Raw genomic sequence first — 23,291 nt, 5'->3', positions numbered from 1 at the left:
TGCCAGGCACCGTGTACCAGCACACCCAAGATCCCTACCAAGTGACACATGTATCGGGACTTCATCACTGACAGATGTCATGGGACTGAATAGTTACGAGCTAACGGAAACTGTCCAAGATCTCGGTGGCCATCCGACCCCGGTCGGGTTCCGTGCGCAAAACTCCGTCAGAGTCGCTTGCTTGGGGCGACCACAGCCGATGAGGTGACGCGGGGGCGAGCGGCCGGTCGCGCTGGGTGCGCGGATCTCGTACGCTCCCATGTGGTCTCTGCCGGTGCGGTGGTGGAGGCGGTGGTCGACCACGGGGAGGTGCACGTGAGTGCAGCACAGATCATCGCTAGGTTGGCGGCGGCGTCGCAGAAGCTGGACGAGGCGAAGGCCAAGACCGCAGCGGCAGCACAGGACGCGGCCGAGGCGCGGGCACTCGTCGCGGGTGCGCTGGAGGGTGTGGCCGCTGGTCCGCTGGTCGGCATGATCGATTCATACCGTCAGGCGCTCGCGCAGGCGTCCCAGGGTGGCGACCCGGCCAAGCAGCACGTGCAGGAGACGATCGCCAAGGTCCGAGCGCTGGGAAACTGACCACGGTGGTGGCAGCGCAATCCACCAACCACCCGCAGCAGCCGGCGTCACCCTGCGACCCGCAGTGCCAAGCCCACCAACAGCCGCGCCGATCAGCGTTCCTGGTCTCGGAGAGCTGTCACCGCGCGTGGTGAGGGCTGTCCAAAGGACGCCGACGCACTACTGCCGCCGGAGGTCATCGCGCAGGAGATCGTCCAAGACCTGGAAGCAGCGCTGTGCGAATTCGCCGCCATCGCTGACGCCTTGTCATCGCGTGCCGCCCAGCTGCCGCAGGACGTGGCGGAGCGCTTGGAACGTGAGCCCAACGCCAGCGCGTACGTGGTCGACACGATCCGGGCGCGGATGCGCGCTGAGGATCTTGACGCCGAGCTTGCCCGCCGGGGCATGACCGTGACGGCAGAGGGGCAGGCCCGCGCCAAGGCCCAACGCGCGCAGGTCGAGCAGGAATGGTCGCCCGGTCGACGTGCCGCTCTGCGGGACCGTTCCCGCCGTGCGGCAGCGGAGATGCTTGACGGCTCCGGCAGCCAGGCTCCGGCGGCATGACGATTCCCGACGCGCCGTCGGTCCGGCTGATATTGGACCGGTCCGCGCTGCTCGCCTACGCGGCCGGGTTCATGGATGTCGCCGAACCCATCCACGAGGTGGCCCACGACGGGGTCCGGTTCGGTGTGCCGGCTGTGGTCGCGGCTGAGGTGCTTGCGGTGGTGGACGATCCGGGCGATCGGGAGCTGCTGCACCGACTGCTCGACCGTCCCGCCTGCGCGGTGCTACCGACCTGGGGTGAGGACTGGCAGGAATTGGCGTACTGGCGCGTGGTGACCGGTCGGGTTGACCTCGCCGCCGCCGTGATGGCGGTCCTGGAGCACGACGCCTCGGTGCTGACCAGCGAGGGTAAGGCGTACGGCGATGGCGGCGACCTTCCGGTCATCCGCTTTCCTGGCTAGAGCGCTCGACGGCTCAGCGCGTGACGCGGACCGTGTTGTTGAAGTCCAGGTAGTTATCAATTGAAGCGCTCGATGACGACGACCGGGATCTCGCGGTCGGTCTCCTTCTCGTAGCGGGCGTACGTCGGGAAGATTTTGGTCATCACCGGCCACAGCCGGACGCGCTCCTCGCCGGTCGCGGTCCGGGCCCGACCCGTGATCCGCTCCGCGCCGACCTGAATCTCCACCGCCGGGTCGGCGCTCAGGTTCAGGTACCAGGCGGGGTGCGTGGCCGCGCCGCCGTTGGACGCCACCAGCAGGTAGTTGTCGCGGTCGCGTCCGTACATCAGGGCCGTGCGGCGCAGCGTGCCCGATCGGCGTCCGCGGGTGGTGAGCAGCAGCGAGGGTACGCCGTGGAAGGTGCCCCCGTCCGCGCCGTCGGTCCGCACGTAGCGCCGGATGTGGCTGGCGACCCAGCCGACGGGGCTGTCCTCGACCGTCTCGTTCTGCTCGTGTGTGGTCACGCCATCGCCTTCATCGTCGAGTCGAACGGACGCATCGACCATACGTCGGGGTCAGAACGCCCGGAACAGTCAGCCGCGCGAGCGCGGCAGGCAGCACTTCTTGTACTTGGCGCCGGATCCGCACCAGCAGGTGTCGTTGCGGCCGGGCGGCCAGGCTGTCACGCCCGCCTCGTCGAGGCTGTCGGCGTACTCGTCGAGGGTTTCCTCGCTGGTGGGGTCGCCTCCGGTGCGTTCGGCGAAGGCCGCCAGGCCGTCGACAGTGCCGGCGACCACGCCCAGGTCGGCGCCGCCCATTCCGGAAGCGTCGACGAGGGCGCGTTCGATCTGGGCGCGGTGCTCGTCCCAGGTGACGGGGTAGCTGTCCACCAGCGCCGGCCAGCGCACCAGCAGGGCGTCGAACTCCGACTGCGGCCAGAACAGCAGCGTGGCCGGGCCGTCGTCGAGGGCGTCGAGCGCGTGGGTGCTCGCGGCGCGCAGCCGGTCGGCGAGGTTGTCGTACTCGTCGTGGGGTAGGCCCGTCTCCTCGCGCAGGTCGTGGCGCCGCTGGGCCAGGCCGTAGATCATGGCCGCGGCCTCGTCCTGGGCGTCCTCGGACGTGTGCTGCTGGGTCCGGGTCCGTTCCAGGATGGCGTCCAGCGCCCCGGTGAGCCACTCCAGGGCCGTGTCGGCGTGGCCGGATTCGGCCAGCTCGTCGACCAGGTACGTGGCCGCGGGGTCGGTCTCCAGCAGCGGACGCAGTGCGGTCAGCTCGGCCATGCCCTCCTCCGAGCGGCCGAGGCGCAGCAGCAGGCCGCCGCGCACCGCTCGGGCGTACGCGTTGTCGTCCGGCTGCTCGGCGATGGCGCGGGTGGCCAGGGCGAGCGCGTCGGCCAGGTCACCGGCCTGTTCCAGGATGTCCGCGGCGACCAGCAGGGCGTACCCGGTGTCGTCGGGGTCCGCTACCCGCCCCTCGTCGACGGCACCCACCAGTTCGGCGACGAGCGCGGCCGGGTCGGGGCTGCTGGGGCCCATAATGCCGATCTCGTCGATGCGGTCGGCTGTCAGCAACTCGGGCATGGGCGCATCCTGAGGAACGACGGACAGGAAGCGGTCAGCGTACTCCGGAATGCGCCGCAGCCCGGGCGGCGAACCGCCCGGGCTGCGACATGTTCCCTCAGCGGGTCGCTGGCATGGTGGCGAACTCGCCGGCTAGCTCCGACTCGACGATCGTCGTGGCGGACGGCCGGCGACCGGCCGACGCCCGCCCGGCGGACGGGACGGCGAGGGCCGCGATCGCGGCGGCCAGGGCGATCGCCGTGAGGACGAGAAACCCCATCGTGAAGCCGGCCTCCCGGGGCAGTCCGTTGGCCTGCGGGTGCGCGGTGATCACGCCACTGACCACGGCCGCGCCGATCGCGCCGCCGATGGTGCGGATGTTGGCGTTCATGCCGGTCGCCACGCCGGTCTGGCTGGCCGGCACGCTGGCGACGATCAGGTTGGCCATCGACGCGAAGGCCAGGCCGATGCCGAGGCCGACCAGGCCACCGGCGATGGCGACCTCCCAGCGGGTGTCGTGCGCGGTGGCGAGCAGCGCGGAGGCGGCCACGTTGAACGTGACACCGGTGGCGAGCTGCGCCTTGGCGCTGAAGACGGCCTGGAGTCGGCCGGCGACGAGACCGGCGACGAACATCGCGACGAGCATCGGCAGCATGAGCAGACCGGCCTGGCTGATGCTCGCGCCGAAGCCGTAGCCGGCGGCCGTCGGGGTCTGCAGGAACTGCGGAAGGAACGCGTACACGGAGAACATCGACGCGCCGTAGAGCAGGGCGACCAGGTTGGTGGTCCAGACGCCGGGCAGGCGCATCATCCGCATGTCGATCAGTGGGTTGCTGGAGCGCACCTCGGCGACCAGCCAGCCGACCAGCAGCACCACGGCAAGGGCCAGCAGGCCGAGCACCCGGGTGGAGGTCCAGCCCCACGCCGCGCCCTGGCTGATCGGCAGCAGCAGCGCGACCAGCCAGCCGGAGAGCAGCACTGTGGCGCGCCAGTCGATGCGGCCGGGGGTACGGACCGGCGACTCGGGCACGAACAGGTGCGCGGCCACGGCGGTCAACCCGACCACGATCATCGGGATCCAGAACAGCCAGCGGTAGTCCAGCGTGCTGACGATCGGGCCGGCCAGCACGATGCCCAGGCCACCGCCGACGGCGACGATCGCCGAGATGGCGGCCACTGCGGTGGAGACCCGTGCGGCCGGGAACTCGTCGCGGATGATGCCGAACGAGAGCGGGAAGACCGCTCCGCCGATGCCCTGCACGACCCGGGCGAGGATGAGGACGCCGATGTTCGGCGCGATGGCGGCCAGCAGGCAGCCGAGGGCGAGGGCGGCGAGCGAGACGACGAGCATCCGCTCCTTGCCGACCATGTCGCCGACGCGTCCGAGGATCGGCGTGAAGATCGACGCGCTGAGCAGGTAGGCGGTCAGGACCCAGGTCACTGTGTTCTGGGAGGTGTGCAGGTCCTGCTGGATGGTCGGCAGCACCGGGGTGATCAGCGACTGGAGCATCGCGAAGAACCCGGCGCCGGCCGCCAGTACGGTGAAGGTGAGCCGACGCGAGCCGCGTCGGGAAGTCACTGCCACGAGAGAAAACTCCCTGATTACGTACGGGAATGAAGGCTTGTCGCCCGTCGTCTGCGACGGGGTGGTCTGTCGGGCCCGGGCGATCGGGGTGGCCAGGCGGCGATCGGGCGGGTCCCGAGGTAAGCTAACCGGAGGCAGGCCTCCGGGATTCCGGAGGGGTGCCTCCACTAAGCTAGCGGAGGGTTGCCTCCGGATGCAACCAGGGTGAGGTGACGTACGTCATGACCAGCGCGGGGCAGGCGCCCGAGGTCTTCGCCCAGCGGCCCAAGCGGGCCGACGCGCGGCGTAACTACGACGCCCTGATCACGGCGGCGCGCGAGGCGTTCGCCGAGAACGGCGCTGCCGCCTCCCTGGAGGACGTGGCCCGCCGGGCCGGCGTGGGCATCGGCACGCTCTACCGCAACTTCCCGACCCGCCGGCACCTGTTCGAGGCCGTCTACGTCGAGGAGGTCCGGGCGCTGTGCCACTCCGCCGAGGGCCTGGCCGAGCTGCCACCCTGGGACGCGCTCGTCGCCTGGTTGCACCGCTTCGTCGCGTACGTCGCCACCAAGCGGGCGCTCGCCGAGCAGCTGCTGCACGATTCCGAGATCTTCACCAGCTGCCGGGCGGAGATCTTCTCCGCCGGTGAGCCGCTGATGCGTCGCGCGCAGGCCGCCGGTGTGGTCCGTGACGACATCGGCTTCGACGACGTGGTGCGGCTGATCAGTGGTCTCACCATGGCCCAGTTCCCGTCACCCGAGCAGCGTGACCGGGTGCTCGGCGTGGCCCTGGACGGCTTACGCCCCCCAGCCGCCACCCGCTGACCGCTCAGCGGTCGACCAGCAGCAGCCACTCGTCGTCGAGCCGTTCGACCACCGTGCCCGCCGGCCAGACGTGTCCGCCATCGACCGATGCCCGGGCCTGGTCGACCTGCGGCGGCCGGCTGAATCGCGCGCCGTCGAAGCTGGCCATACCGTGGAACTGGGCCCGGCCGAAGTTCGCGGCACCGGAAAACTGGGCCTGCTCGAACACTGCCTCCGCGTCGAACATTGTCCAGCGGAACAGGGCCATGTCCGCGAGTCGGGCCGAGCGGAAGCTGACGGACCCCTCGAACTGGGTGTGCTCCATCGACAGGCCGCTGAGAAAGACGGCCTCCCGAAACGTCGCAGTGTCCTCGAAGCGGGTCGTGTCGAAGCTGGTCGGCTGATGAAATGTCGCCCGCCGGAATGACGTCCGGCCGCCGAGAGTGGCCCGCTGGCAGGACAGACCTTCGGCAAACCGGGCCCGGTCGAAGCTGGCCGATCGGCCGACGCGGGCACCGTCCAGCACGACCATCGCCTCGGCCGCGAGGTCGTCGAAGACCACGTCGTGGAAGATTGCTGCCCCGAGGATGAGTCGCCCTCGCACGGTGGCACCAGCGAAGCTGGTCACGCCGGTGAACACCGCCCTGGTGAAGTCCGCGTCGACCAGCGTGCAGCCCGTGGCGTCGAAGTCGACAAGCGCGGCACCGGTCAGGTCCAGCACTACCTCCGGCCAGTGCGCCGCGTCGTCCGCGCGCAGGTGCCGGGTGAGCACGCGCTGCGCGCTGCGCCGGACCTCCGTCTCGCGCGGCTCGCCGTCGGGCGCCGGCATCCGCAGGTACGCGCAGAGCACCGCCGCGATCGTCGGGCGCTGCCCCGGATTGTCCTGACCGAGGCGCTCCAACGCGTGCAGGCCGCCGAGGCGTACCGCCGCGCTGTCGTTGCCGAGCAGCTCGACCGCCCGGGTGTAGAGCTCAGTCAGCCGACGCTCCGCCGCGTCGTGCTCGGCGGCCCCGGACTGCCGGTCCTGGTGGCGCTGCGCGGCCTCGGCCACCGCCTCGGCGTGCGCCTGCACCCGGTCGCGGTGCACCTGGTCCCGGGCGGCGACGTTCTCCTGGTGCCGCTGCGCGCGTTCGGCGATCCACTGGCGGCGGGCGGCGAGCAGCAGCGCGAGCCCTCCGCCGGTGCCGGCGACGACGGTCAGGCCGGTGCGGATCGCGTCGATGCGCAGCGTGGCGCGGGTGTCCGGTTGGCTGGCCCGGTCGGCCTCGGTGAGCAGCAGGTCCAGCACCAGCCAGCCCAGGGCGACGGCGACCAGCAGGCCGACCAGGACCAGCCACCACGGCATCACCCGCAGCTCGCGCTCGGTGGGTTCGTCGACAGCCACGGCCACAGCATGCCAGTCGGCGTCGGTGTCCGATATGGAGCGTGGCGGTATGACCGTTTACGCCCCCGCCGGAACAACGGGTTACCGGCGCGTAACAAGTCATTGACGTTTCTGAATTGTTGCGGGGATGATCGTCGCACGGTCGACCGGACACCCCACCCACCTGCCCGGTTCGCCGGGTGCCTCCCCCCGGAGGTGCAGCCATGCTGCTCCGAAAGACCGCCCTCGTCCTGGCCCTCGCCACCGCCGCGCTGCTCGCGTCCACCGCCACGGCGACCGCCGCCCCCGCCGATCCCGCCGCCGCGCCCACGGCACCCTTCGCCGCCGCGGCGGCCAACCCCGTCATCGTGGTCGGCGGGCTCAGCGGCGTCGCCGTCGCGTACGAGCCGATCGCCGCCCGCCTGCGCGCCGACGGCTACCGCACCTTCATCTACCAGCTACCCGGGCTGGGCCTCGGTGACATCCCCACCTCGGCCCGCGCGTTCGCCGGCTACGTCGACCAGGTACGCGCCAGCACCGGCGCGGCGACGGTGGACGTCGTCGCCCACTCCGAAGGGGGCCTGGTCAGCCGGTACTACCTCAAGCGGCTCGGCGGCACCGCCACCGTCGGCCGGTACGTCAGCCTGGGCTCACCGCAGTACGGCACGTACGTCGCCAACATCGTGGCGTTCCTGGGCCTGGGCAGCTGCGCCGGCGTCGTGGCCTGCCAGCAGATGACCATCGGCTCGGCGTTCCTCGCCGACCTCAACGCCGGCGACGACACCCCGGGCCCGGTGCGCTACACCACCGTCCGCACCTTGCAGGACGAGTTGGTCCGACCGACCGGGAACGCCGCCGTCAACGACGGTGCGACGAACGTGCTGATCCAGGCGTACTGCCCGCTGCGGGTGGTGGGGCACCTCGGTCTGGTGCTCGACGGCACGGCGTACACCATCGTGCGCGGCGCCCTGGTCGACGGCGCGGTGCGACCCAACTGCCTCGCGCTCTGACCCGGCCCGGTGCGGCGGTCCTGGAGGGGACCGCCGCACCGGACCCGCGACGGTGAGTGTCGGGTGCGCGACGATCCTCCCAAACGGTGTGGCGGACATCGGATGTCCTCGATAGCCTGCTCCGGCTGTCCATTCCCGACAGTGGACGCCATCCTCCGAGAGGGAGCAGCGCTCATGACCGAGCCGCCCACCGTGCCGCCGGAGAACACCCCGCCGACCGTGCCGCAGCTCGACGTCCGGGCCGCCCAACCGCCGTCGGCCGACACCCCGCCGCCCACCGGCGGGTTCGCCGACCGCCCACCGGGCTACCCCAACGCGCTGGTCTGGCTGCGCGCCGGAATCCTGCGGGACTGGCGCGGCGTGCTCGGCGCGTTCGTCGCCACCTGGTTCTACCTGCCGGTCGCGCTGCTCCTGGCGGTCTGGGGTGGTCTCACGTTCGCCGTCGCCGGGCTCTTCGCCGTCGGGACCGGCGCCGACGACCAGGTGCCCCAGGTGCTGCGCGACGCTCCGCTGATCGGCTCCCTGATCGAGGCGTTCCTGACCCGCTCCGGCGGGGTGCTCGGTGGTGCGGCCGGCTTCGTCATCGGCTTCCTGGTCGGCTTCCTCGCCGTGCTGGCGCTGCCCTGGCTGGGCGTCGCCGACGACCCCTTCGCGCTGCTCACCGGCCTGATCGGCACGGTCGTCGCGGCGGCGCTGATCGGCGTCCTCTACACGCTCTACCGGGTGCTGCTCGAACCACGCCTGCTGATCGTCTCGGGTGCGCGCCAGCCCAGCCGCCGCGAGTACGCGCGGCTGCGCCCCATCCTCGACGACTGCGCCCGCCGGCTCGGCCTGCCCAGCGTGCCCCGGTTGCTCATGGAGGACGACCCGGTCCTGAGCAACGCCCGCACGTACGCCCGGCACGTGGTGGTCACCACCGCCGTGCTGACCGAACCGGACGACGAGGTGGCCGCGCTGCTCAGCCACGAGCTGGTGCACTGGCGCACCGGCGACGAGATCACCAGTGCCTTCGTCCGCGGTGTCGGCCTGCCGCTGACCCTCGCGCACGCCCTGCCGACCTGGCTGATGCGGACGTTCCCGCACCCGGCCACCAACTTCGTGGTCTTCGTGTTCTTCTGGCCGGTGCTGCTCACCATGCGGTACGTGGTGCTGCCGCTGCACGCCCGCGACGTGCGGGCGGCCGAGTACCGGGCCGACCTCGGTGCCGTGCTCACCGGGCACGTCGACGGGCTGCGGCGCATCCTGGAACGGCGACTGTCCTTCGAGACCGGCCGCAGCGGCTGGGACGAGGCGGTCTGCGCCACCCACCCGCCACACGAGCTGCGGCTCGACGCGTTGGAGCGGGCGTCGCTGGCCGGTGCGCCCGCCGGGGCGGCCCAGCCCGTCACCGTCGACCGGCTGTTCAACCACGCCGGCCCGGTCGGCACCCGCAGCACCTGGCTGCTGGTCGGCGCCCTCACAGTGGCCGCCTGCCTCGGCACCAGCGGGCTCGGCGTGGTGCAGTGGGCGTTCTTCCGCCCCCAGGCGGCGATCGACAGCTACTTCGCCGCGCTCGCCGACCGGGACAGCGACGCCGCTCTCGGCCACCTGACCGATCAGGGCGGCGACGCCGACACCAAGCTGCTCGCCCAACTGCTGCGCGGCAAGGGCTACCAACCACCGACCGACGTTGAGATCAGCTCGCTGGAGCGCGACGGCGACAGCGCCACCGCCACGGTGGCGTACCGGCTGGGTGACGCGCGCCAGACGGCCACCCTCACCCTGCGCCGCGAGGAGGAGACCACCGCCGGGCTGTTCCACGGCTGGCGGTTGAGCGGTGGGCCGACCCCGCTCAACGCCGCGATCGCCGACCCCGGGGTGCGGCTCAACGGGGTGGAGCTGCCGGTCGCCACCGAAGGTCCGCCGCTGGTGCTGTTGCCCGGTGGCTACACCGCCACCGGCCCGTCCAGTGCGCTCAGCGAGACGCCGAGCGCGACAGTGCTGGTGGGCCCGGGGGAGACCGCCGCCGTCCTGCAACTGGCGCCGGTGCTCAAGCCGGCGGCGATCGAAGCCGTCGAGGCCCGGGTACGCGCCTGGTTGGACGAGTGCGCCAAGCAGACCGTCGCCGCGCCGGCGGGCTGCCCGTTCCGCTACTACAGCAGCAGCTCCACGCAGAAGGTCACCTGGAAGATTCTGGAGTACCCGAAGCTCGCCGTCGAACTCACCGGCCCGGCCAGCGCCCAGGTCTCCACCCCGTACGAGACCCAGGGCAAGGTGGAGGCCAGCGGCACCACCACCTACTTCGGCGCCAGCTCACCGTTCAAGGACGAGGACGCGTTCACTGTCGCGGGCGTCGCCACCGCCGACGGGGACACCGTCGCCTTCCGACCTTCCGCCAACTGACCGGGAGACAGAAACCGTGACCGACAGCGACGCCGCAACCCGGCTGCCCGTCCGGCTGACCATCAACCCTCGGCAGCGCCAGCCCGCGTCGGTCGACCTGCTGACCTGGATCCACCGCCGCCCGGAGTACCGGCCGGTGGTCCGCCCGGCAGGCGGCGGCGGGGGCCGGCCGGGTTTCAGCGACGCGGTGATCATCGCGGTGTTGGCTCAAGGGCTGCTTCCGGGGCTGTTCAACCTGTTGCAGTCCTGGGTTGACCAGCAGCGCACCGAGGCCAGCATCCGGATCCAGAGCGGAGACACCGAAGTGGAGCTACAGGTGAGCGGGCGGACCGACTCCGCTCGCCTGCTGGCCCAGGCGACCGAGGCGCTACGCGCCGCCCGGGAGTCGGGTTCGGAGCCCGGTCCGGGGCCCGGTCCGGCGCCCGGTCCGGACGCCGCCGGCTGACCCGACGGCGCCCGGTCCGGACGCCGCCGGCTGGACCGACGGCGTCCGGAGCGGCGGGTCAGCTCGCCTTGGCGAGGGCCTCGAACTCGTCGTCGGTGAGCCGCACGTCGGCCGCGCCCACGTTCTCCTCCAGGTGCGCCACCGAGGACGTACCGGGGATCGGCAGCATCACCGGCGAGCGGCGCAGCAGCCAGGCCAGCGCGAGCTGCGCCGGCGACGCGCCGTGCGCGGTGGAGATGGCGTCCAGCGGCCCGCCCGGGCGGGCCAGCTCACCGGTCGCGATCGGGAACCACGGGATGAACGCGAGGTCGTTGCGCTCGCAGTACTCCAGCACGTCCTCGGCGCTGCGGTTGGCGAGGTTGTACAGGTTCTGCACCGATGCGATCGTGGTGATCGCCCGGGACTCCTCGATCTGCGCGACGCTCACCTCGGACAGCCCGATGTGCTGGATCTTGCCTTCATCCCGCAGCAGGGCCAGCTCGCCGAGCTGGTCGGCGAGCGGCACCTTCGGGTCGATCCGGTGCAACTGGTACAGCGGGATGCTGTCCAGACCGAGGTGGCGCAGGCTCAGCTCGCACTGCTGGCGCAGGTACTCCGGGCGGCCCAGCGCACGCCAGTCGCCGGGGCCGGAGCGGCTCAGCCCGGCCTTGGTCGCGATCACCAGGTCATCGGCGTACGGGTGCAGGGCCTCCCGGATCAGCAACTCCGAGACGAACGGCCCGTACGAGTCGGCGGTGTCGATGAACGTCACGCCCAGCTCGACCGCACGGCGCAGCACGCGCACCGCCTCGGCCGGATCCTTCGGGTCACCCCAGACACCCGGGCCGGTGATCTGCATGGCCCCGTAGCCGAGCCGGTTGACTGTGACGTCGCCACCGATCCGGTACGTGCCGGACGCCTTCGCGGGCTGCTCACTGATATTTGTCGCCATTGCCCGATCCCCAATCGTCTCGTCGTGGCGGGCCTGGACAGCACGGGCGTGAAAAGCCCACCCGCCACCGATGGATCATCCCCCGGAACCCCGCCGCCATGCCGCCGGTCGGCCGACTGTGGGCGCGGACACGCCGTCAGCGCGCCGACCGAGTTGCCGGGAAGCGCCCGGTACGACCGGGGTGTCCGTGCGACGCTGGCCGGAGCCGGTGCGTTCCGGCGCGACGGCGAAGGGAGCACCCATGGGAGTGCCGCAGGTCAACTTCGCGCTCGACACGTACGAGTGCATCGTGATCTATCCCGGCGCGGCCGGGCGGGCCCTGCCCGCGGAGACCGTGCAGCGGTTGCAGGCCGAGCACGCCGAACACATGCAGGCGTTGCAGCGACGCGGCATCGTCCTGGTCGCCGGCTCAGTTGACGGGCCGGCGCGCGAGCCGGATCCGCCGATCGGCTTCGGGCTGGCCCGCACGGGCAGCGTCGACGATGTCCGCAGCGTGCTGGAGGCCGACCCGGCGGTGCAGGCCGGGCTCTACCGGGTGGAGGTGCTGACCTTCCTCTGCCCGGCCGGTTCCCTGGAGTTCCCGCTGGTCAAGGCGGGCAGCTGAGCTGCGGTCCATCGGTGGCTGTCGTGATGATGACGGCGCTCGCCCGTCTGCCGGTGCTACGGTCGCGCCCAGCGCGGGCCGCCGCCGGGGGGTGCCCGGTGTCGTGGGTCGGCCCCGGTCGAGGAGTCGCCATGCTCTCCGCCGCCACCCCCGATGTCGCGTCGGCCGCCGCCCTACTGCGTGCCCTGCTCGGCGACCGGCTGCACGAGCCGGGCGCTCCCGGTTACGCCGCCACCACCCGGCTCTGGAACGGCGCGGTGGCGTGCACGCCCGCGCTGGTCGCCCAGTGCCGGGACGCCGACGAGGTGGCCGAGTCGGGCCGCGTCGCCGCCCGATGTCACCTGCCCGTCTCGGTCCGCTCCGCAGGGCACGACTGGGCCGGCCGGGCGCTGCGCGACGGCGCTCTGGTGCTCGATCTGACCGGGCTGCGCTCCGTCCGCGTCGATCCGGGCGCGGCCACGGTGACCATCGGCGGCGGCGCCACGGCGGCCGAGCTGCTCGCCGCCGCCCGCCCGTACGACCTGGTGATCCCCACCGGCGTGGTCGGCGCCGTGGGGATGGCCGGGCTCACCCTCGCCGGCGGGTACGGCCCGCTGTGTGGCCGGTTCGGTCTGGCCCTGGACAGCCTGCTCGGCGCGGAGGTGGTTCTCGCCGACGGCCGCCGGGTCACCGCGGACTCCCGTCACGACGCGGAGCTGTACTGGGCGCTGCGCGGCGGCGGCGGGAACCTCGGCATCGTCACCGAGCTGCGCTTCCGCGCGCACCGGCTGCCCGGTGTCCTGGCCGGCATGATCATGTTCGCGCTCTCCGAGGCACCGGCCGTGCTGCGCGGCTACGGCGCGTTGGTCGCCGAGGCCCCGGACGAGCTGACAGTGATGGCCGGCTTCCTGCCCGGCCCGGCGGGCGAGCCGGTGATCTTCGTCTGTCCGTTCTACAGCGGCCCCGACCTGAACGCCGGGGCGCCGTGGATGGACCGGCTGCGCGCGTTGGGCACCCCACTGGTCGACCAGATCGGCCCGATGCCGTACGCGGACGCGCTGCGGATGTTCGACGGCGGGATGGTCGACGGCAACCACTACCTGCTGCGGACCCGGTGGTTGCCCGCGCTCACCGACGGCGCGGTGGACACGCTCGTCGACGCGGCCCGGCAGGTCACCTCGCCATTCTCCGCGCTGGCGGTGCACCACTTCCACGGCGCGGCCACCCGGGTCCGACCCGGCGACACGGCGTTCGGGCTGCGCACCGATCACCTGATGGCGAGATCATCGCGGTGTGGGCTCCCGGCGACCAGGCCGGTCCGCACCGCGATTGGGCCGAGCGGACCTCGGCGGCGCTCGCCCCGCACGCCCTGCCCGGTGGTTACCCCAACCTGCTCGCCCCCGAGGAGACCGACCGGGTCCGGCTCGCCTACGGCGCGAACTGGGCGCGGCTGCGCCGGGCCAAGCGCCGCTACGACCCCCGCGACCTGCTGCACGCGGTGCCCACCCTGCCGCCCCCGGAGCACCCGGAATGAGCGGCCACCTGCCGCCCTCGGGGCACCGGGAGTGAGCCGCCGCCGGGAGCACCCCGACAGCGCACGCCGACAGAGGCGTACGATTCCCGGCGCGCGGTCGCTGATGCCCGTCGCCACAACGTTCCCGGTGCGGTTCCGCCCGCCGGCCCGACGCGCACCGCGCGTCGTTGGACACCTGTTCCGCTGCCTGCAAGGGGTCGGCCCCGAGTCCGACCTGAAGGAGAGACTAGCCTGATGGGCGTGACACGCCGCGCGAAGATCGTCTGCACTCTTGGTCCCGCCACCTCGTCCCCGGAGCGCATCCGGGGTCTCGTCGAGGCCGGCATGAACGTGGCGAGGCTCAACTTCAGCCACGGCAGTCACGCCGACCACGAGGCGGTCTACCGACTGGTCCGGGAGGCGTCGGAGGCAACAGGTAAGCCGGTCGCCGTCCTCGCCGACCTGCAAGGCCCCAAGATCCGGCTCGGTCGGTTCGCCGACGGCCCCCACGAGTGGCGCACCGGTGACTCCGTCGTGATCACCGGCGACGACGTCATCGGCACCAAGGAGCGGGTCTCCTGCACCTACCGCAAGCTGCCGCAGGAGGTGAAGCCCGGTGACCGACTGCTGATCGACGACGGTCGGGTCGCCGTCGAGGTTACCGACGTCACCGGCAACGACATCCGCTGCCTCGTCACCGAGGGCGGCCCGGTTTCCAACAACAAGGGCGTGTCGCTGCCCAACGTGGCGGTCAGCGTGCCCGCCATGTCGGACAAGGACGCCGAGGACCTGCGTTTCTCCCTGGGTCTCGGTGTCGACCTGGTGGCGCTCTCCTTCGTCCGCTCGGCCGAGGACATCAAGCTCGTCCACAACATCATGGCCGAGGAGGGCGTGTTCCGGCCGGTGCTGGCCAAGGTCGAGAAGCCGGAGGCGGTGGAGCACCTGGAGGCCATCGTGCTGGCCTTCGACGGCGTCATGGTCGCCCGCGGTGACCTCGGTGTCGAGATGCCGCTGGACGAGGTCCCGCTGGTGCAGAAGCGCGCCGTGCAGCTGTGCCGGGAGAACGCCAAGCCCGTCATCGTGGCCACCCAGATGCTCGACTCCATGATCGAGAACTCCCGCCCCACCCGGGCGGAGGCCTCCGACGTCGCCAACGCGGTGCTCGACGGCGCGGACGCGGTGATGCTCTCCGGCGAGACCAGCGTCGGCAAGTACCCGGTGCTCACCGTCAGCACCATGGCCAAGATCGTGACTACCACCGAGGCCGGTTCGATCGGGGTGCCGCGGTTGCAGCACGACCCGCGTACCCACGGTGGCGCCCTCACCGTCGCCGCCTCGTCGATCGCCCGGGCCATCAACGCCAAGGCGCTCGTCGCGTTCTCGCAGACCGGTGACACCGTGCGACGGCTGTCCCGTCTGCACTGCGACCTGCCGCTGCTGGCCTTCACGCCGGTTCCCGAGGTGCGCGACCAGCTCGCCCTCACCTGGGGCGTGGAGACCTTCCTGATGCCGTTCGTGCAGCACACCGACGACATGTTCCGCCAGGTCGACCAGGCGCTGCTCGGCCTCGACCGGGCCAACCCCGGTGACTACGTGGTGATCGTGGCCGGTAGCCCGCCCGGCACCCCCGGCTCGACCAACACGCTGCGCGTACACCAGCTCGGCTCGCTGGTCGACGCCGCGTCGGCGCGGGCCCTGCAGTGAGCGACGGTCGGGTCGCGGTCGGCCAGGCGGCGGTGGACCAGCTGCTGGAAGTCCTGGACCTCGACCCGACCGGCGAGATGACCTTCCGGGGGATGAGCCCCCCGGTCGGCCCACAACGGGTGTACGGCGGCCAGGTCGCCGGTCAGGCCCTGGTCGCCGCCGGCCGCACCGTCGACCCGGAGCGGTTCGTGCACTCGCTGCACGGCTACTTCGTCCGCCCCGGCGATCCGGTCGAGCCGATCGCGTACGAGGTGGAGAACATCCGCGACGGCCGGTCCTTCTCGGTCCGCCGCGCGGTCGCCCTCCAGCACGGCAAGCCGATCTTCTTCATGTCAGCGTCGTTCCAGCGGGCCGAGGAGGGCCTGGACCACCAGGCTGTGGCCCCGCTGGACGTGCCCCCGCCGCAGGACGTGCCGACGATGACCGACCGGCTGTCCCGCTACCCGGAGCGGCTGGGGATCTGGGGCCAGATCCCGCGACCGATCGACGTGCGCTACGTGGGCGAGCCCGGCTGGGTCCGCCCCGGCGACCGGCCCGCCGACCCGCACCAGCGCGTCTGGATGCGTATCGACGGCAAACTGCCCGACGACCCCCTGCTGCACGCCTGCGCGCTCACCTACGCCTCGGATCTCACCCTGCTGGACTCGGTGCTCTCCGCACACGGAGAGGTGTGGGGGCCGGGCGGGTTGGTCGGCGCGAGCCTGGACCACGCGCTCTGGTTCCACCGGCCGTTCCGGGCCGACGAGTGGTTCCTCTACGACTGCCTGAGCCCGTCGGCGTCCGGCGCGCGCGGGCTGGCCACCGGCCGGATGTTCACCACGGACGGCCAGCAGATCGCCAGTGCCGTCCAGGAAGGGCTGCTGCGCCGCGTCGGCGCCTGACGCTCTGGCTCATCTCCGCCAATTAGTCGTCGCTCGTCCCCGCCAGCCAGGTGTCGCTCGTCCCCGCCAGGCAGCTGGCGGGGATGACGTGCTTCAGGCCTGGTAGACGGCCTCGCCGGCGATCTCGATCTGCACCGTCTTGCCGACCAGCACCCCGCCGCTCTCCAGGACGACATTCCAGAGCAGGCCATAGTCCTCACGGTTCATCTCGGCCGTCGCGCTGAATCCGAAGATGTTCTGCCCGTACGGATCCTGACGAGCACCACCAAAATTCACCTCCAGGTCGACGGCCCGGGTGATCCCCTTCACGGTCAACTCACCGGTGAGGACGAATCGTCCGGGAATACCGTCGGACTGCGGCGGAACAATGTGACTTCGGCCTCGTCCGCCCAACCGATGGTTGCGCAGGCGCGCCCACTGGAATATGGGGTCCTCGTTGCCCTGCCATTTGATACCGGTGCTTCGATATTCGAGGGTGGGAAAACGCTCCACATCGAGGAAGTCAGCACTCTTCAGATGCGTGTCCCGGTCGACACTCCCGGTGGTGATGCTGGCTGACATGATGATGGCCGTCACCGAGGAGAGCAGCGGGTCCTCCGCCACGAAGATCTCCGCCGTGGCCTCGGCGAACTCACCGCGCACCGGGCTCACCATCATGTGCCGGGACAGGAAACCGATCCGCTTGTGCGCCTGATCGAGAAGATAGGTGCCGGCCACCGGGATGGTCATACCGTCCCAGGTGCGGGTGGCGATATCGGTCATCGTGTTGCCTTCCCCCCGAGCGCAGCCGGGTGTTTATCAATATGTTGCTGGCGGCCGGGTAAACGGCCAGACATTCGTACTCACGCCCAGCATAGGGACGCTCCGGAACGGCATTTCGGCCGCCACCGTGCGGTGGATCATGACGTACTTCACCGGTCCCTACCGGCGGCCGTTCATCGATCCCGCCCGCCGGCCCGGACGGTGCCAGCGGGGCTACTTTCCATCGACGCGTGGCCGATCGGCCGAGGGTCGCCCGCCCGCCCGGTCGACCACCGACTAACCTTGCCGACATGCGCCTCTCCGCCCGGGTCGACTATGCACTCCGCGCGGCCGCCGAGCTTGCCGCGACGGCCAGCGGCCCCGGGCGCGGCCGGCCGGTGACGGCCGACCAGATCGCCCGCGCCCAGGAGATCCCGCCGAAGTTCCTGGAGAGCATCCTTCTCCAGCTGCGCCGGGGCGGCATCGTGCACGCCCAGCGTGGCCCGGAGGGCGGCTACTGGCTGGCCCGCCCCGCCGATGAGATTTCCCTCGCCGAGGTCATCCGGGTGATCGACGGGCCTCTCGCCCACGTCCGCGGTCAACGCCCCGAGCAGCTCGGCTACCACGGTCCGGCGCACGCCCTCCAGGAGGTCTGGATCGCGCTACGGGCAAGCGAGCGGGAGATCCTGGAGCTGGTCAGCGTCGCCGACGTGGCCGCCGGCACCCTGCCCGCGCGGGTCACCGAGCTGGCCTCCGACCCGCGCGCCTGGATCTGAGCGCCGGCTCGCCGCCTGGCCCTGCGCCACGGGCCGCTGACCCAGCGCGCCGCTCGGCCGCGTCCCATCCACCGATCGGGGGCTTGACCCTGGCTGCCCCATCCCGCATTGTCGACCAAGTCGATAGGAGATGCCGAAAAGTCTGGGGGCGCTCGTGCGCAAGCTGTTGGTCCTCGCTCTGGTCGGGCTCGTCGCGCAACTGATCGATGGTTCGCTCGGCATGGCATACGGCTTGACCTCGTCCACTCTGCTGCTGGTCGCTGGAGTCGCCCCGGCTGCCGCCTCGGCCTCGGTGCACCTGGCCGAGATCGGCACCACGCTCGCCGCCGGGGTCGCGCACTGGCGGTTCGGCAACGTCGACTGGCGGGTGGTGAGCCGCATCGCCCTACCCGGCGCTATCGGCGCCTTCGCCGGCGCCACAGTGCTCAGTTCGATCTCCACCGAGGCCGCCGCACCGTGGATGGCCGGCATCCTCTTCACGCTCGGCGCGTACCTCCTGATCCGCTTCGCTCGACCACTGCGCACCGACCGGGTCGGCGGACGGCTCCGCGGTCGTTTCCTCGGTCCCCTGGGCCTGGTCGCCGGCTTCGTCGACGCGACCGGCGGCGGCGGATGGGGGCCGGTGGCCACCCCCGCGCTGCTGGTCTCCGGTCGCATGGAACCTCGCAAGGTGATCGGCTCCGTGGACACCTCCGAGTTCGTCGTGGCCGGCGCGGCCAGCATCGGCTTCCTGATCGGGCTGGGCTCGGAGGGATTCCTGCTCCCCACCGTCGTGGCGCTGCTCATCGGCGGGCTCATCGCCGCCCCGCTGGCCGCCTGGCTGGTGCGAATCGTGCCCGCCCAACTGCTGGGCGCGGCAGTCGGCGGTGTGATCGTGCTGACCAACGCTCGCACCCTGATCCGCTCCGCCGAACTGGACGGTCCGGCCCGCCCCGCCCTGTACGCGCTGCTCGCCGTCGGCTGGCTGGCCGCCCTGGTGTTGGCCGTACGCGCCCTACGCCGGACCCGCCGCGCCCGCGCCGGGGCCGCCGAAGCCGCCACCGCTGCCGGTGTGCCCTCCGAGGCCTCCGACGCTGCATCCGTCGGCGAGGTCCCGGCCGACCTGGCCGCGACGGGTACGCCCGCCCCACGCTGAACCCCCGATGCGCCAGCCCACCCGCCGATGCCCGGTCAAACGCCGTCATCGCCGAGGTCGAGTCACCAAGATCGCGCAACATCCTGGATGTAGTGGCTTCCTGGTGCTCCGTGACCACTACATCCGGGATCGAGCGTGACCTTGGCGGCGGTGGGCGCCCTGAACCCTGCCCCCGGTCGGCCGGGCATGGTGTTCGTCGTCAAGATCCGCGCAATATCAGGGATGTTGCTGTCTCTCGCGCGTCGGAGGCAGCAACATCCGGGAAGTTGCGCAGATCTTGGCGCGGGGCGCGGGGCGCGGGGCGCGGGGCGCGGGGCGCGGGGCGCGGGGCGCGGGGCGCGGGGCGCGGGGCGCGGGGCGCGAGGGCGTGGGGAATGTGGGGTGCGGGGGAGCGGGGCGGGGCGACGGCGGGTCAGGGGGCAAGCAGGGTGTTGGCTGCCTCGGAGAGCAGGGTCCAGGCTTCGTCGATGTGCGCTTCGGTGCTCTGGGGTGAGCCGACCGCCAGCCGCAGCGTGTAGCGGCCGGCGACCCGAGTGTGCGTGAGGTGCACCCGTCCGGTGGCGTTCACCGAGGCCAGCAATGCCGCGTTGGTGTCGTCGTCGGCGCGCAGTCGGAAGCAGACCAGTGAGAACGGGTGCGCCGCGGCCAACTCGAACCGGTCGTCGGCGCGGACCCGCTCGGCGAACCGTTCGGCCAGCGCCACCCCGGAGCGGATGTGCGCCCGTAGCCCTTCGGCGCCGTACCAGCGCAGCACGAACCACAGCTTGAGGGACCGGAACCGCCGGCCCAGCGGTACCTGCCAGTCCCGGTAGTCGATCACCGCGCCGGATTCGGAAGCCGCGTTGCGCAGGAACTCCGGCAGTACGGTCAGCGCCTCGATCAGTTCGGCTCGGTCGGCCACCCAGAACGCGTCGCAGTCGAAGCCGGTGAGCAGCCACTTGTGCGGGTCGAAGCAGTAGGAGTCGGCGTACTCCAGGCCGGCGTGCGTCCATCGCAGTTCGGGGCAGACGGCGGCGGCGCCCGCGTACGCGGCGTCCACGTGCAGCCAGATCCCGTACGCGGCGCAGATGGCCCCGATCTCCGGCAGCGGGTCGACGGCGGTGGTGGAGGTGGTGCCGATGGTCGCCACCACGATGGCCGGCACGTCACCGGCGGCCAGGTCGGCCTCGATGGCGGCCCGCAGCGAGCCTGGCAGCATCGCCTGGGTGTCCGGGTCCACCTCGATCGACCGGATTCCGTCGCTGCCCAGCCCGGCGATCCGTACCGCCTTCTCGATGGACGAGTGCCCGTGGAGGGAGGTGTAGGCGCGGTAGCGTCGGTCGATGCCAGTGTGCCGCCAGCGGCCTCCGCTGGCCCGGTGCAGTGCGGTCAGGGTGGCCACCAGTGTCGCCGAGGACGCCGAGTCCTGGATGACTCCACCGCCGGCGCCGGTGGAGCGGAACCGCGGTGGCAGGTCCAGCAGGTGGGCCAGCCAGTCCATCATCACCGTCTCCAGCTCGGTGCAGGCCGGGCTGGAGGCCCAGAGCATGCCCTGGACGCCGAGCCCGGAGCTGACCAGGTCGCCGAGCACGCTCGGGCCGGAGGTGTTGCCGGGGAAGTAGCCGAAGAAGCCCGGGTGCTGCCAGTGGGTCAGCCCCGGTACGACGATCGAGTCCAGGTCGGCGAGGATCGCCTCGACCGGTTCGCCGCCGATGGTGGGCGGCTCGCTGGGCAGGGCGGCGGCCACCGTGCCCGGGGGGTCGGCCGGGGCGACCGGTCGTTGCTCCACTGTCTCCCAGTAGTCGGCGATCCAGTCGACGACGGCGTGGCCGGCGCGACGGAATTCGGCGGGGTCCATGTGGTGAGGGTTCACCCGGACGAGTTGATCAGGCATCGATCACCGAGGCAAGAGCGAGACGCCGCCGAGGCAAGAGCGAGACGCGCAACCAAGCGATCATGATCGATGTTGCGTGGCGGAAAGCGCTTGCCTTACGATGCGCGATGAGTCGGATCCGTGAGTTCCAGGGCGTTTCACCCCGATCAGATCGCCGTCCGCCGCCGTCGCGGTGGGTTCGGTCCACTGTGCTTCCCGGGCAGGGCCGGTGGGTCGTAGCGGTCATCACCGGATCCCCGGAGGCAGTGCATGCACCCGTCCAGACATCGGCTGACCCTGCTCGCCGCCACGACGGCGGCCACCGTCGTGGCCGGCACCCTCGGCACGGTCGTCGCCTCGGCCGCCGCCGTCGGCTGCCGGGTCGACTATCAGATCACCAACCAGTGGCAGGGCGGCTTCGGTGCCAACGTCACCGTCACCAACCTCGGCGACCCGGTCAACGGGTGGGCCGTCACCTGGTCGTACGCCGCGGGCCAGCAGGTCACTCAGGCGTGGAACGCCGCCGTCACCCAGTCCGGCGCCCAGGTGACCGCGCGCAACGTCGACCACAACACCGCCATCGCCACGAACGGCAGCGCCTCGTTCGGCTTCAACGGTTCGTGGACCGGCAGCAACCCGGTGCCGGGCAGTTTCGCGCTCAACGGCACCACCTGCACCGGAGCGCCACCCACCGACGAGCCGACCACGCCACCACCGACCACCCCGCCACCCACCACCCCACCTCCGACCACGCCACCTCCGACCACGCCTCCGCCGTCGGCCGGGGTGGTGCAGATGGAGAAGCTGGACCGAGGGCTGGTCAGCGTTCGCTCCGGCAGCGGCAACCTGGTCTCCTGGCGGCTGCTCGGCACCGAAACCTCCGGGGTGGCGTTCAACCTCTACCGGGGGTCCACCAAGGTCAACGCCAGCCCGATCACCGGCGCCACCAACTACCTCGACAGCGGCGCGGCGGCCGGCTCGGCGTACACAGTGCGGGCCGTGGTGGGCGGCGCCGAGCAGGCGGCGTCACCACCGGCGTTGCAGTTCGGCGCGGGCTACCTGGACGTGCCGTTGCAGGTCCCGGCCGGGGGCAGCACCCCCAGCGGCGAGAGCTACTCGTACAGCGCCAGCGACGCCTCAGTCGGTGACCTCAACGGCGACGGCAACTACGAGATCGTGCTGAAGTGGGAACCGTCGAACGCCAAGGACAACTCCCAGTCCGGCTACACCGGCAACGTCTACGTCGACGCGTACACGCTCACCGGCACCCGGTTGTGGCGGGTCGACCTGGGCCGCAACATCCGGGCCGGCGCCCACTACACCCAGTTCCAGGTGTACGACTACGACGGCGACGGCCGCGCCGAGGTGGCCATGAAGACCGCCGACGGCACCCGCTCCGGCACCGGTCAGCTCATCGGTTCGTCGTCGGCGGACCACCGCAACTCCAGCGGTTACGTGCTCTCCGGCCCGGAGTACCTGACCATGTTCAACGGGCAGACCGGCGCGGTCGCCTCCACAGTCAACTACGACCCGCCGCGCGGCACCGTGTCGTCCTGGGGCGACTCGTACGGCAACCGGGTGGACCGGTTCCTCGCCGGCACCGCGTACCTGGACGGGCAGCGCCCCTCGCTGATCATGGCCCGGGGTTACTACACCCGCGCGGTGATCGCCGCCTGGGACTTCCGCAACGGCACGCTCACCAAGCGCTGGACGTTCGACTCGAACTCTTCCGGCAACGGCGCCGCCGCCGGTCAGGGCAACCACCAGCTCTCCGTGGCCGACGTCGACGCCGACGGTCGCCAGGAGATCGTGTACGGGGCCGCCACCATCGACGACAACGGCCGGCTGCTCCACTCGACGGGCAACGGCCACGGCGACGCCCTGCACGTGGGGGACCTGGACCCGGGCCGCGCCGGCCTGGAGGTGTTCAAGGTCGACGAGGACGCCAGCAAGCCCAGCTCCTACTTCGCTGACGCCCGTACCGGTCAGGTCCTCTGGTCCACGGCGGCGTCCGGCGACAACGGCCGGGGTGTCTCCGCGGACATCTGGGCCGGCAGCCCCGGCGCGGAGTCGTGGTCGTCAGCGGTCGCCGGGCTGGCCAACACCAGGGGGCAGAACGTCGGGCGCAAGCCGTCCTCGGCCAACTTCCTCGCCTGGTGGGACGGCGACCCGGTGCGGGAACTGCTCGACGGCACGAAGATCGACAAGTACGGCACCGGCGGTGAGACCCGGCTGCTCGACGGCAGCGCTGTGGCGTCCAACAACGGCACCAAGTCCACACCGGCGCTCTCCGGAGACATCCTGGGCGACTGGCGCGAGGAGGTGATCTGGCGGACCGCCGACAGCCGGGCGCTGCGCATCTACAGCACACCCACCCCGACCAGCACCCGGATCTACACCCTGATGCACGACCCGCAGTATCGGGTGGCGATCGCGTGGCAGAACACCGCCTACAACCAACCGCCGCACCCGGGGTTCTTCATCGGCAACGGAATGGGCACCCCGCCCACGCCGGACATCCACCTACGTTGATGCAACCCCTGGTGG

Annotated in this window: 21 protein-coding genes and 1 pseudogene; 15 read left to right on the top strand and 7 right to left on the bottom strand. The window is 71.6% G+C overall.

The window, feature by feature from the left end; genetic code table 11:
• Window positions 1–315: 315 nt before the first annotated feature.
• The 3 genes from ACIA47_RS30930 to ACIA47_RS30920 all read left to right on the top strand — a co-directional run bounded on the left by ACIA47_RS30930 (window position 316) and on the right by ACIA47_RS30920 (window position 1,523).
• Window positions 316–579, top strand: a complete 264-nt coding sequence (locus ACIA47_RS30930) for a DUF6244 family protein (RefSeq protein ID WP_030489032.1) — start codon at window positions 316–318, stop codon at window positions 577–579.
• A gap of 243 nt (window positions 580–822) precedes the next feature.
• Window positions 823–1,122, top strand: coding sequence for a hypothetical protein (locus ACIA47_RS30925; RefSeq protein ID WP_396711839.1), 300 nt, complete (start codon window positions 823–825; stop codon window positions 1,120–1,122).
• On the top strand, window positions 1,119–1,523 hold the full coding sequence (locus ACIA47_RS30920) for a hypothetical protein (protein ID WP_396711837.1): 405 nt from the start codon (window positions 1,119–1,121) through the stop codon (window positions 1,521–1,523). Before ACIA47_RS30925 ends, ACIA47_RS30920 begins: the two co-directional genes overlap by 4 nt.
• 56 nt (window positions 1,524–1,579) lie before the next feature.
• On the opposite strand, the gene ACIA47_RS30915 is transcribed toward ACIA47_RS30920, so the two are convergent.
• The 3 genes from ACIA47_RS30915 to ACIA47_RS30905 form a co-directional block, all read right to left on the bottom strand.
• Window positions 1,580–2,026, bottom strand: a complete 447-nt coding sequence (locus tag ACIA47_RS30915) for a nitroreductase family deazaflavin-dependent oxidoreductase (protein ID WP_396711835.1) — start codon at window positions 2,024–2,026, stop codon at window positions 1,580–1,582.
• 69 nt (window positions 2,027–2,095) lie between these two features.
• Window positions 2,096–3,082 carry an SEC-C domain-containing protein gene (locus ACIA47_RS30910; protein WP_396711833.1) on the bottom strand — a complete coding sequence of 329 codons (987 nt, stop codon included), beginning with the start codon at window positions 3,080–3,082 and terminating at the stop codon, window positions 2,096–2,098.
• 97 nt (window positions 3,083–3,179) lie between these two features.
• Window positions 3,180–4,646: an MFS transporter gene (locus ACIA47_RS30905; RefSeq protein ID WP_396711831.1), complete on the bottom strand. Its 1,467-nt coding sequence runs from the start codon at window positions 4,644–4,646 to the stop codon at window positions 3,180–3,182.
• Between the two features lie 221 nt (window positions 4,647–4,867).
• Between ACIA47_RS30905 and ACIA47_RS30900 the strand changes: the two genes are divergently transcribed.
• Window positions 4,868–5,449 (top strand): TetR/AcrR family transcriptional regulator, encoded by a 582-nt coding sequence (locus ACIA47_RS30900; RefSeq protein ID WP_396711829.1) that lies wholly within the window; start codon window positions 4,868–4,870, stop codon window positions 5,447–5,449.
• A 4-nt stretch (window positions 5,450–5,453) separates the two neighbouring features.
• Here the strand turns inward: ACIA47_RS30900 and ACIA47_RS30895 are convergent, their stop codons facing one another.
• Window positions 5,454–6,812, bottom strand: coding sequence for a pentapeptide repeat-containing protein (locus ACIA47_RS30895; protein WP_396711828.1), 1,359 nt, complete (start codon window positions 6,810–6,812; stop codon window positions 5,454–5,456).
• 203 nt (window positions 6,813–7,015) lie between these two features.
• On the opposite strand from ACIA47_RS30895, the gene ACIA47_RS30890 reads away from it, so the two are divergent.
• The 3 genes from ACIA47_RS30890 to ACIA47_RS30880 all read left to right on the top strand — a co-directional run bounded on the left by ACIA47_RS30890 (window position 7,016) and on the right by ACIA47_RS30880 (window position 10,628).
• Window positions 7,016–7,801, top strand: coding sequence for a lipase family alpha/beta hydrolase (locus ACIA47_RS30890; protein WP_396711827.1), 786 nt, complete (start codon window positions 7,016–7,018; stop codon window positions 7,799–7,801).
• A 174-nt stretch (window positions 7,802–7,975) separates the two neighbouring features.
• The gene (locus tag ACIA47_RS30885; protein WP_396711825.1) at window positions 7,976–10,183 is read left to right on the top strand and encodes a M48 family metalloprotease; all 2,208 of its coding nucleotides are present in this window, start codon (window positions 7,976–7,978) and stop codon (window positions 10,181–10,183) included.
• A 16-nt stretch (window positions 10,184–10,199) separates the two neighbouring features.
• A complete protein-coding gene (locus tag ACIA47_RS30880; protein ID WP_396711823.1) occupies window positions 10,200–10,628 on the top strand; it encodes a hypothetical protein in 429 nt (142 codons plus the stop codon).
• A 58-nt stretch (window positions 10,629–10,686) separates the two neighbouring features.
• Here the strand turns inward: ACIA47_RS30880 and ACIA47_RS30875 are convergent, their stop codons facing one another.
• The gene (locus ACIA47_RS30875; protein ID WP_203126891.1) at window positions 10,687–11,559 is read right to left on the bottom strand and encodes an aldo/keto reductase; all 873 of its coding nucleotides are present in this window, start codon (window positions 11,557–11,559) and stop codon (window positions 10,687–10,689) included.
• Window positions 11,560–11,800: 241 nt separating this feature from the next.
• On the opposite strand from ACIA47_RS30875, the gene ACIA47_RS30870 reads away from it, so the two are divergent.
• From ACIA47_RS30870 to ACIA47_RS30850, 5 genes and pseudogenes are all read left to right on the top strand, one after another.
• Entirely contained in the window at window positions 11,801–12,163 is a 363-nt protein-coding gene (locus ACIA47_RS30870; RefSeq protein WP_091407872.1) for a YciI family protein, read from the top strand.
• A gap of 26 nt (window positions 12,164–12,189) precedes the next feature.
• Window positions 12,190–12,825, top strand: a pseudogene (locus ACIA47_RS30865) (FAD-binding oxidoreductase); the annotation flags it as partial.
• Complete coding sequence (locus tag ACIA47_RS30860; protein ID WP_396711846.1) at window positions 12,759–13,676, top strand: BBE domain-containing protein; 918 nt, start codon at window positions 12,759–12,761, stop codon at window positions 13,674–13,676. The pseudogene ACIA47_RS30865 and the gene ACIA47_RS30860, both read left to right, overlap by 67 nt.
• A gap of 234 nt (window positions 13,677–13,910) precedes the next feature.
• Window positions 13,911–15,359 carry a pyruvate kinase gene (gene pyk / locus ACIA47_RS30855; RefSeq protein WP_203121415.1) on the top strand — a complete coding sequence of 483 codons (1,449 nt, stop codon included), beginning with the start codon at window positions 13,911–13,913 and terminating at the stop codon, window positions 15,357–15,359.
• Window positions 15,356–16,240, top strand: coding sequence for an acyl-CoA thioesterase (locus ACIA47_RS30850; RefSeq protein WP_396711820.1), 885 nt, complete (start codon window positions 15,356–15,358; stop codon window positions 16,238–16,240). Before pyk ends, ACIA47_RS30850 begins: the two co-directional genes overlap by 4 nt.
• Window positions 16,241–16,333: 93 nt before the next feature.
• Here the strand turns inward: ACIA47_RS30850 and ACIA47_RS30845 are convergent, their stop codons facing one another.
• Window positions 16,334–17,002: a YceI family protein gene (locus ACIA47_RS30845; RefSeq protein WP_396711819.1), complete on the bottom strand. Its 669-nt coding sequence runs from the start codon at window positions 17,000–17,002 to the stop codon at window positions 16,334–16,336.
• Window positions 17,003–17,292: 290 nt separating this feature from the next.
• Between ACIA47_RS30845 and ACIA47_RS30840 the strand changes: the two genes are divergently transcribed.
• The gene (locus tag ACIA47_RS30840) at window positions 17,293–17,757 is read left to right on the top strand and encodes an RrF2 family transcriptional regulator (protein WP_396711818.1); all 465 of its coding nucleotides are present in this window, start codon (window positions 17,293–17,295) and stop codon (window positions 17,755–17,757) included.
• 154 nt (window positions 17,758–17,911) lie between these two features.
• The gene (locus tag ACIA47_RS30835) at window positions 17,912–18,892 is read left to right on the top strand and encodes a sulfite exporter TauE/SafE family protein (RefSeq protein ID WP_396711844.1); all 981 of its coding nucleotides are present in this window, start codon (window positions 17,912–17,914) and stop codon (window positions 18,890–18,892) included.
• A 412-nt stretch (window positions 18,893–19,304) separates the two neighbouring features.
• Here the strand turns inward: ACIA47_RS30835 and ACIA47_RS30830 are convergent, their stop codons facing one another.
• Window positions 19,305–20,729, bottom strand: a complete 1,425-nt coding sequence (locus ACIA47_RS30830; RefSeq protein WP_396711817.1) for a pyridoxal-dependent decarboxylase — start codon at window positions 20,727–20,729, stop codon at window positions 19,305–19,307.
• A gap of 285 nt (window positions 20,730–21,014) precedes the next feature.
• Between ACIA47_RS30830 and ACIA47_RS30825 the strand changes: the two genes are divergently transcribed.
• A complete protein-coding gene (locus tag ACIA47_RS30825) occupies window positions 21,015–23,276 on the top strand; it encodes a cellulose binding domain-containing protein (RefSeq protein WP_396711816.1) in 2,262 nt (753 codons plus the stop codon).
• The last annotated feature ends 15 nt before the right edge of the window (window positions 23,277–23,291 follow it).

The sequence above is a fragment of the Micromonospora sp. NPDC051227 genome, assembly GCF_044455385.1.
Lineage (GTDB): Bacteria > Actinomycetota > Actinomycetes > Mycobacteriales > Micromonosporaceae > Micromonospora.
Note: the sequence above shows the minus strand (reverse complement) of the source record. Positions and strands in the feature narration are given on the sequence as shown.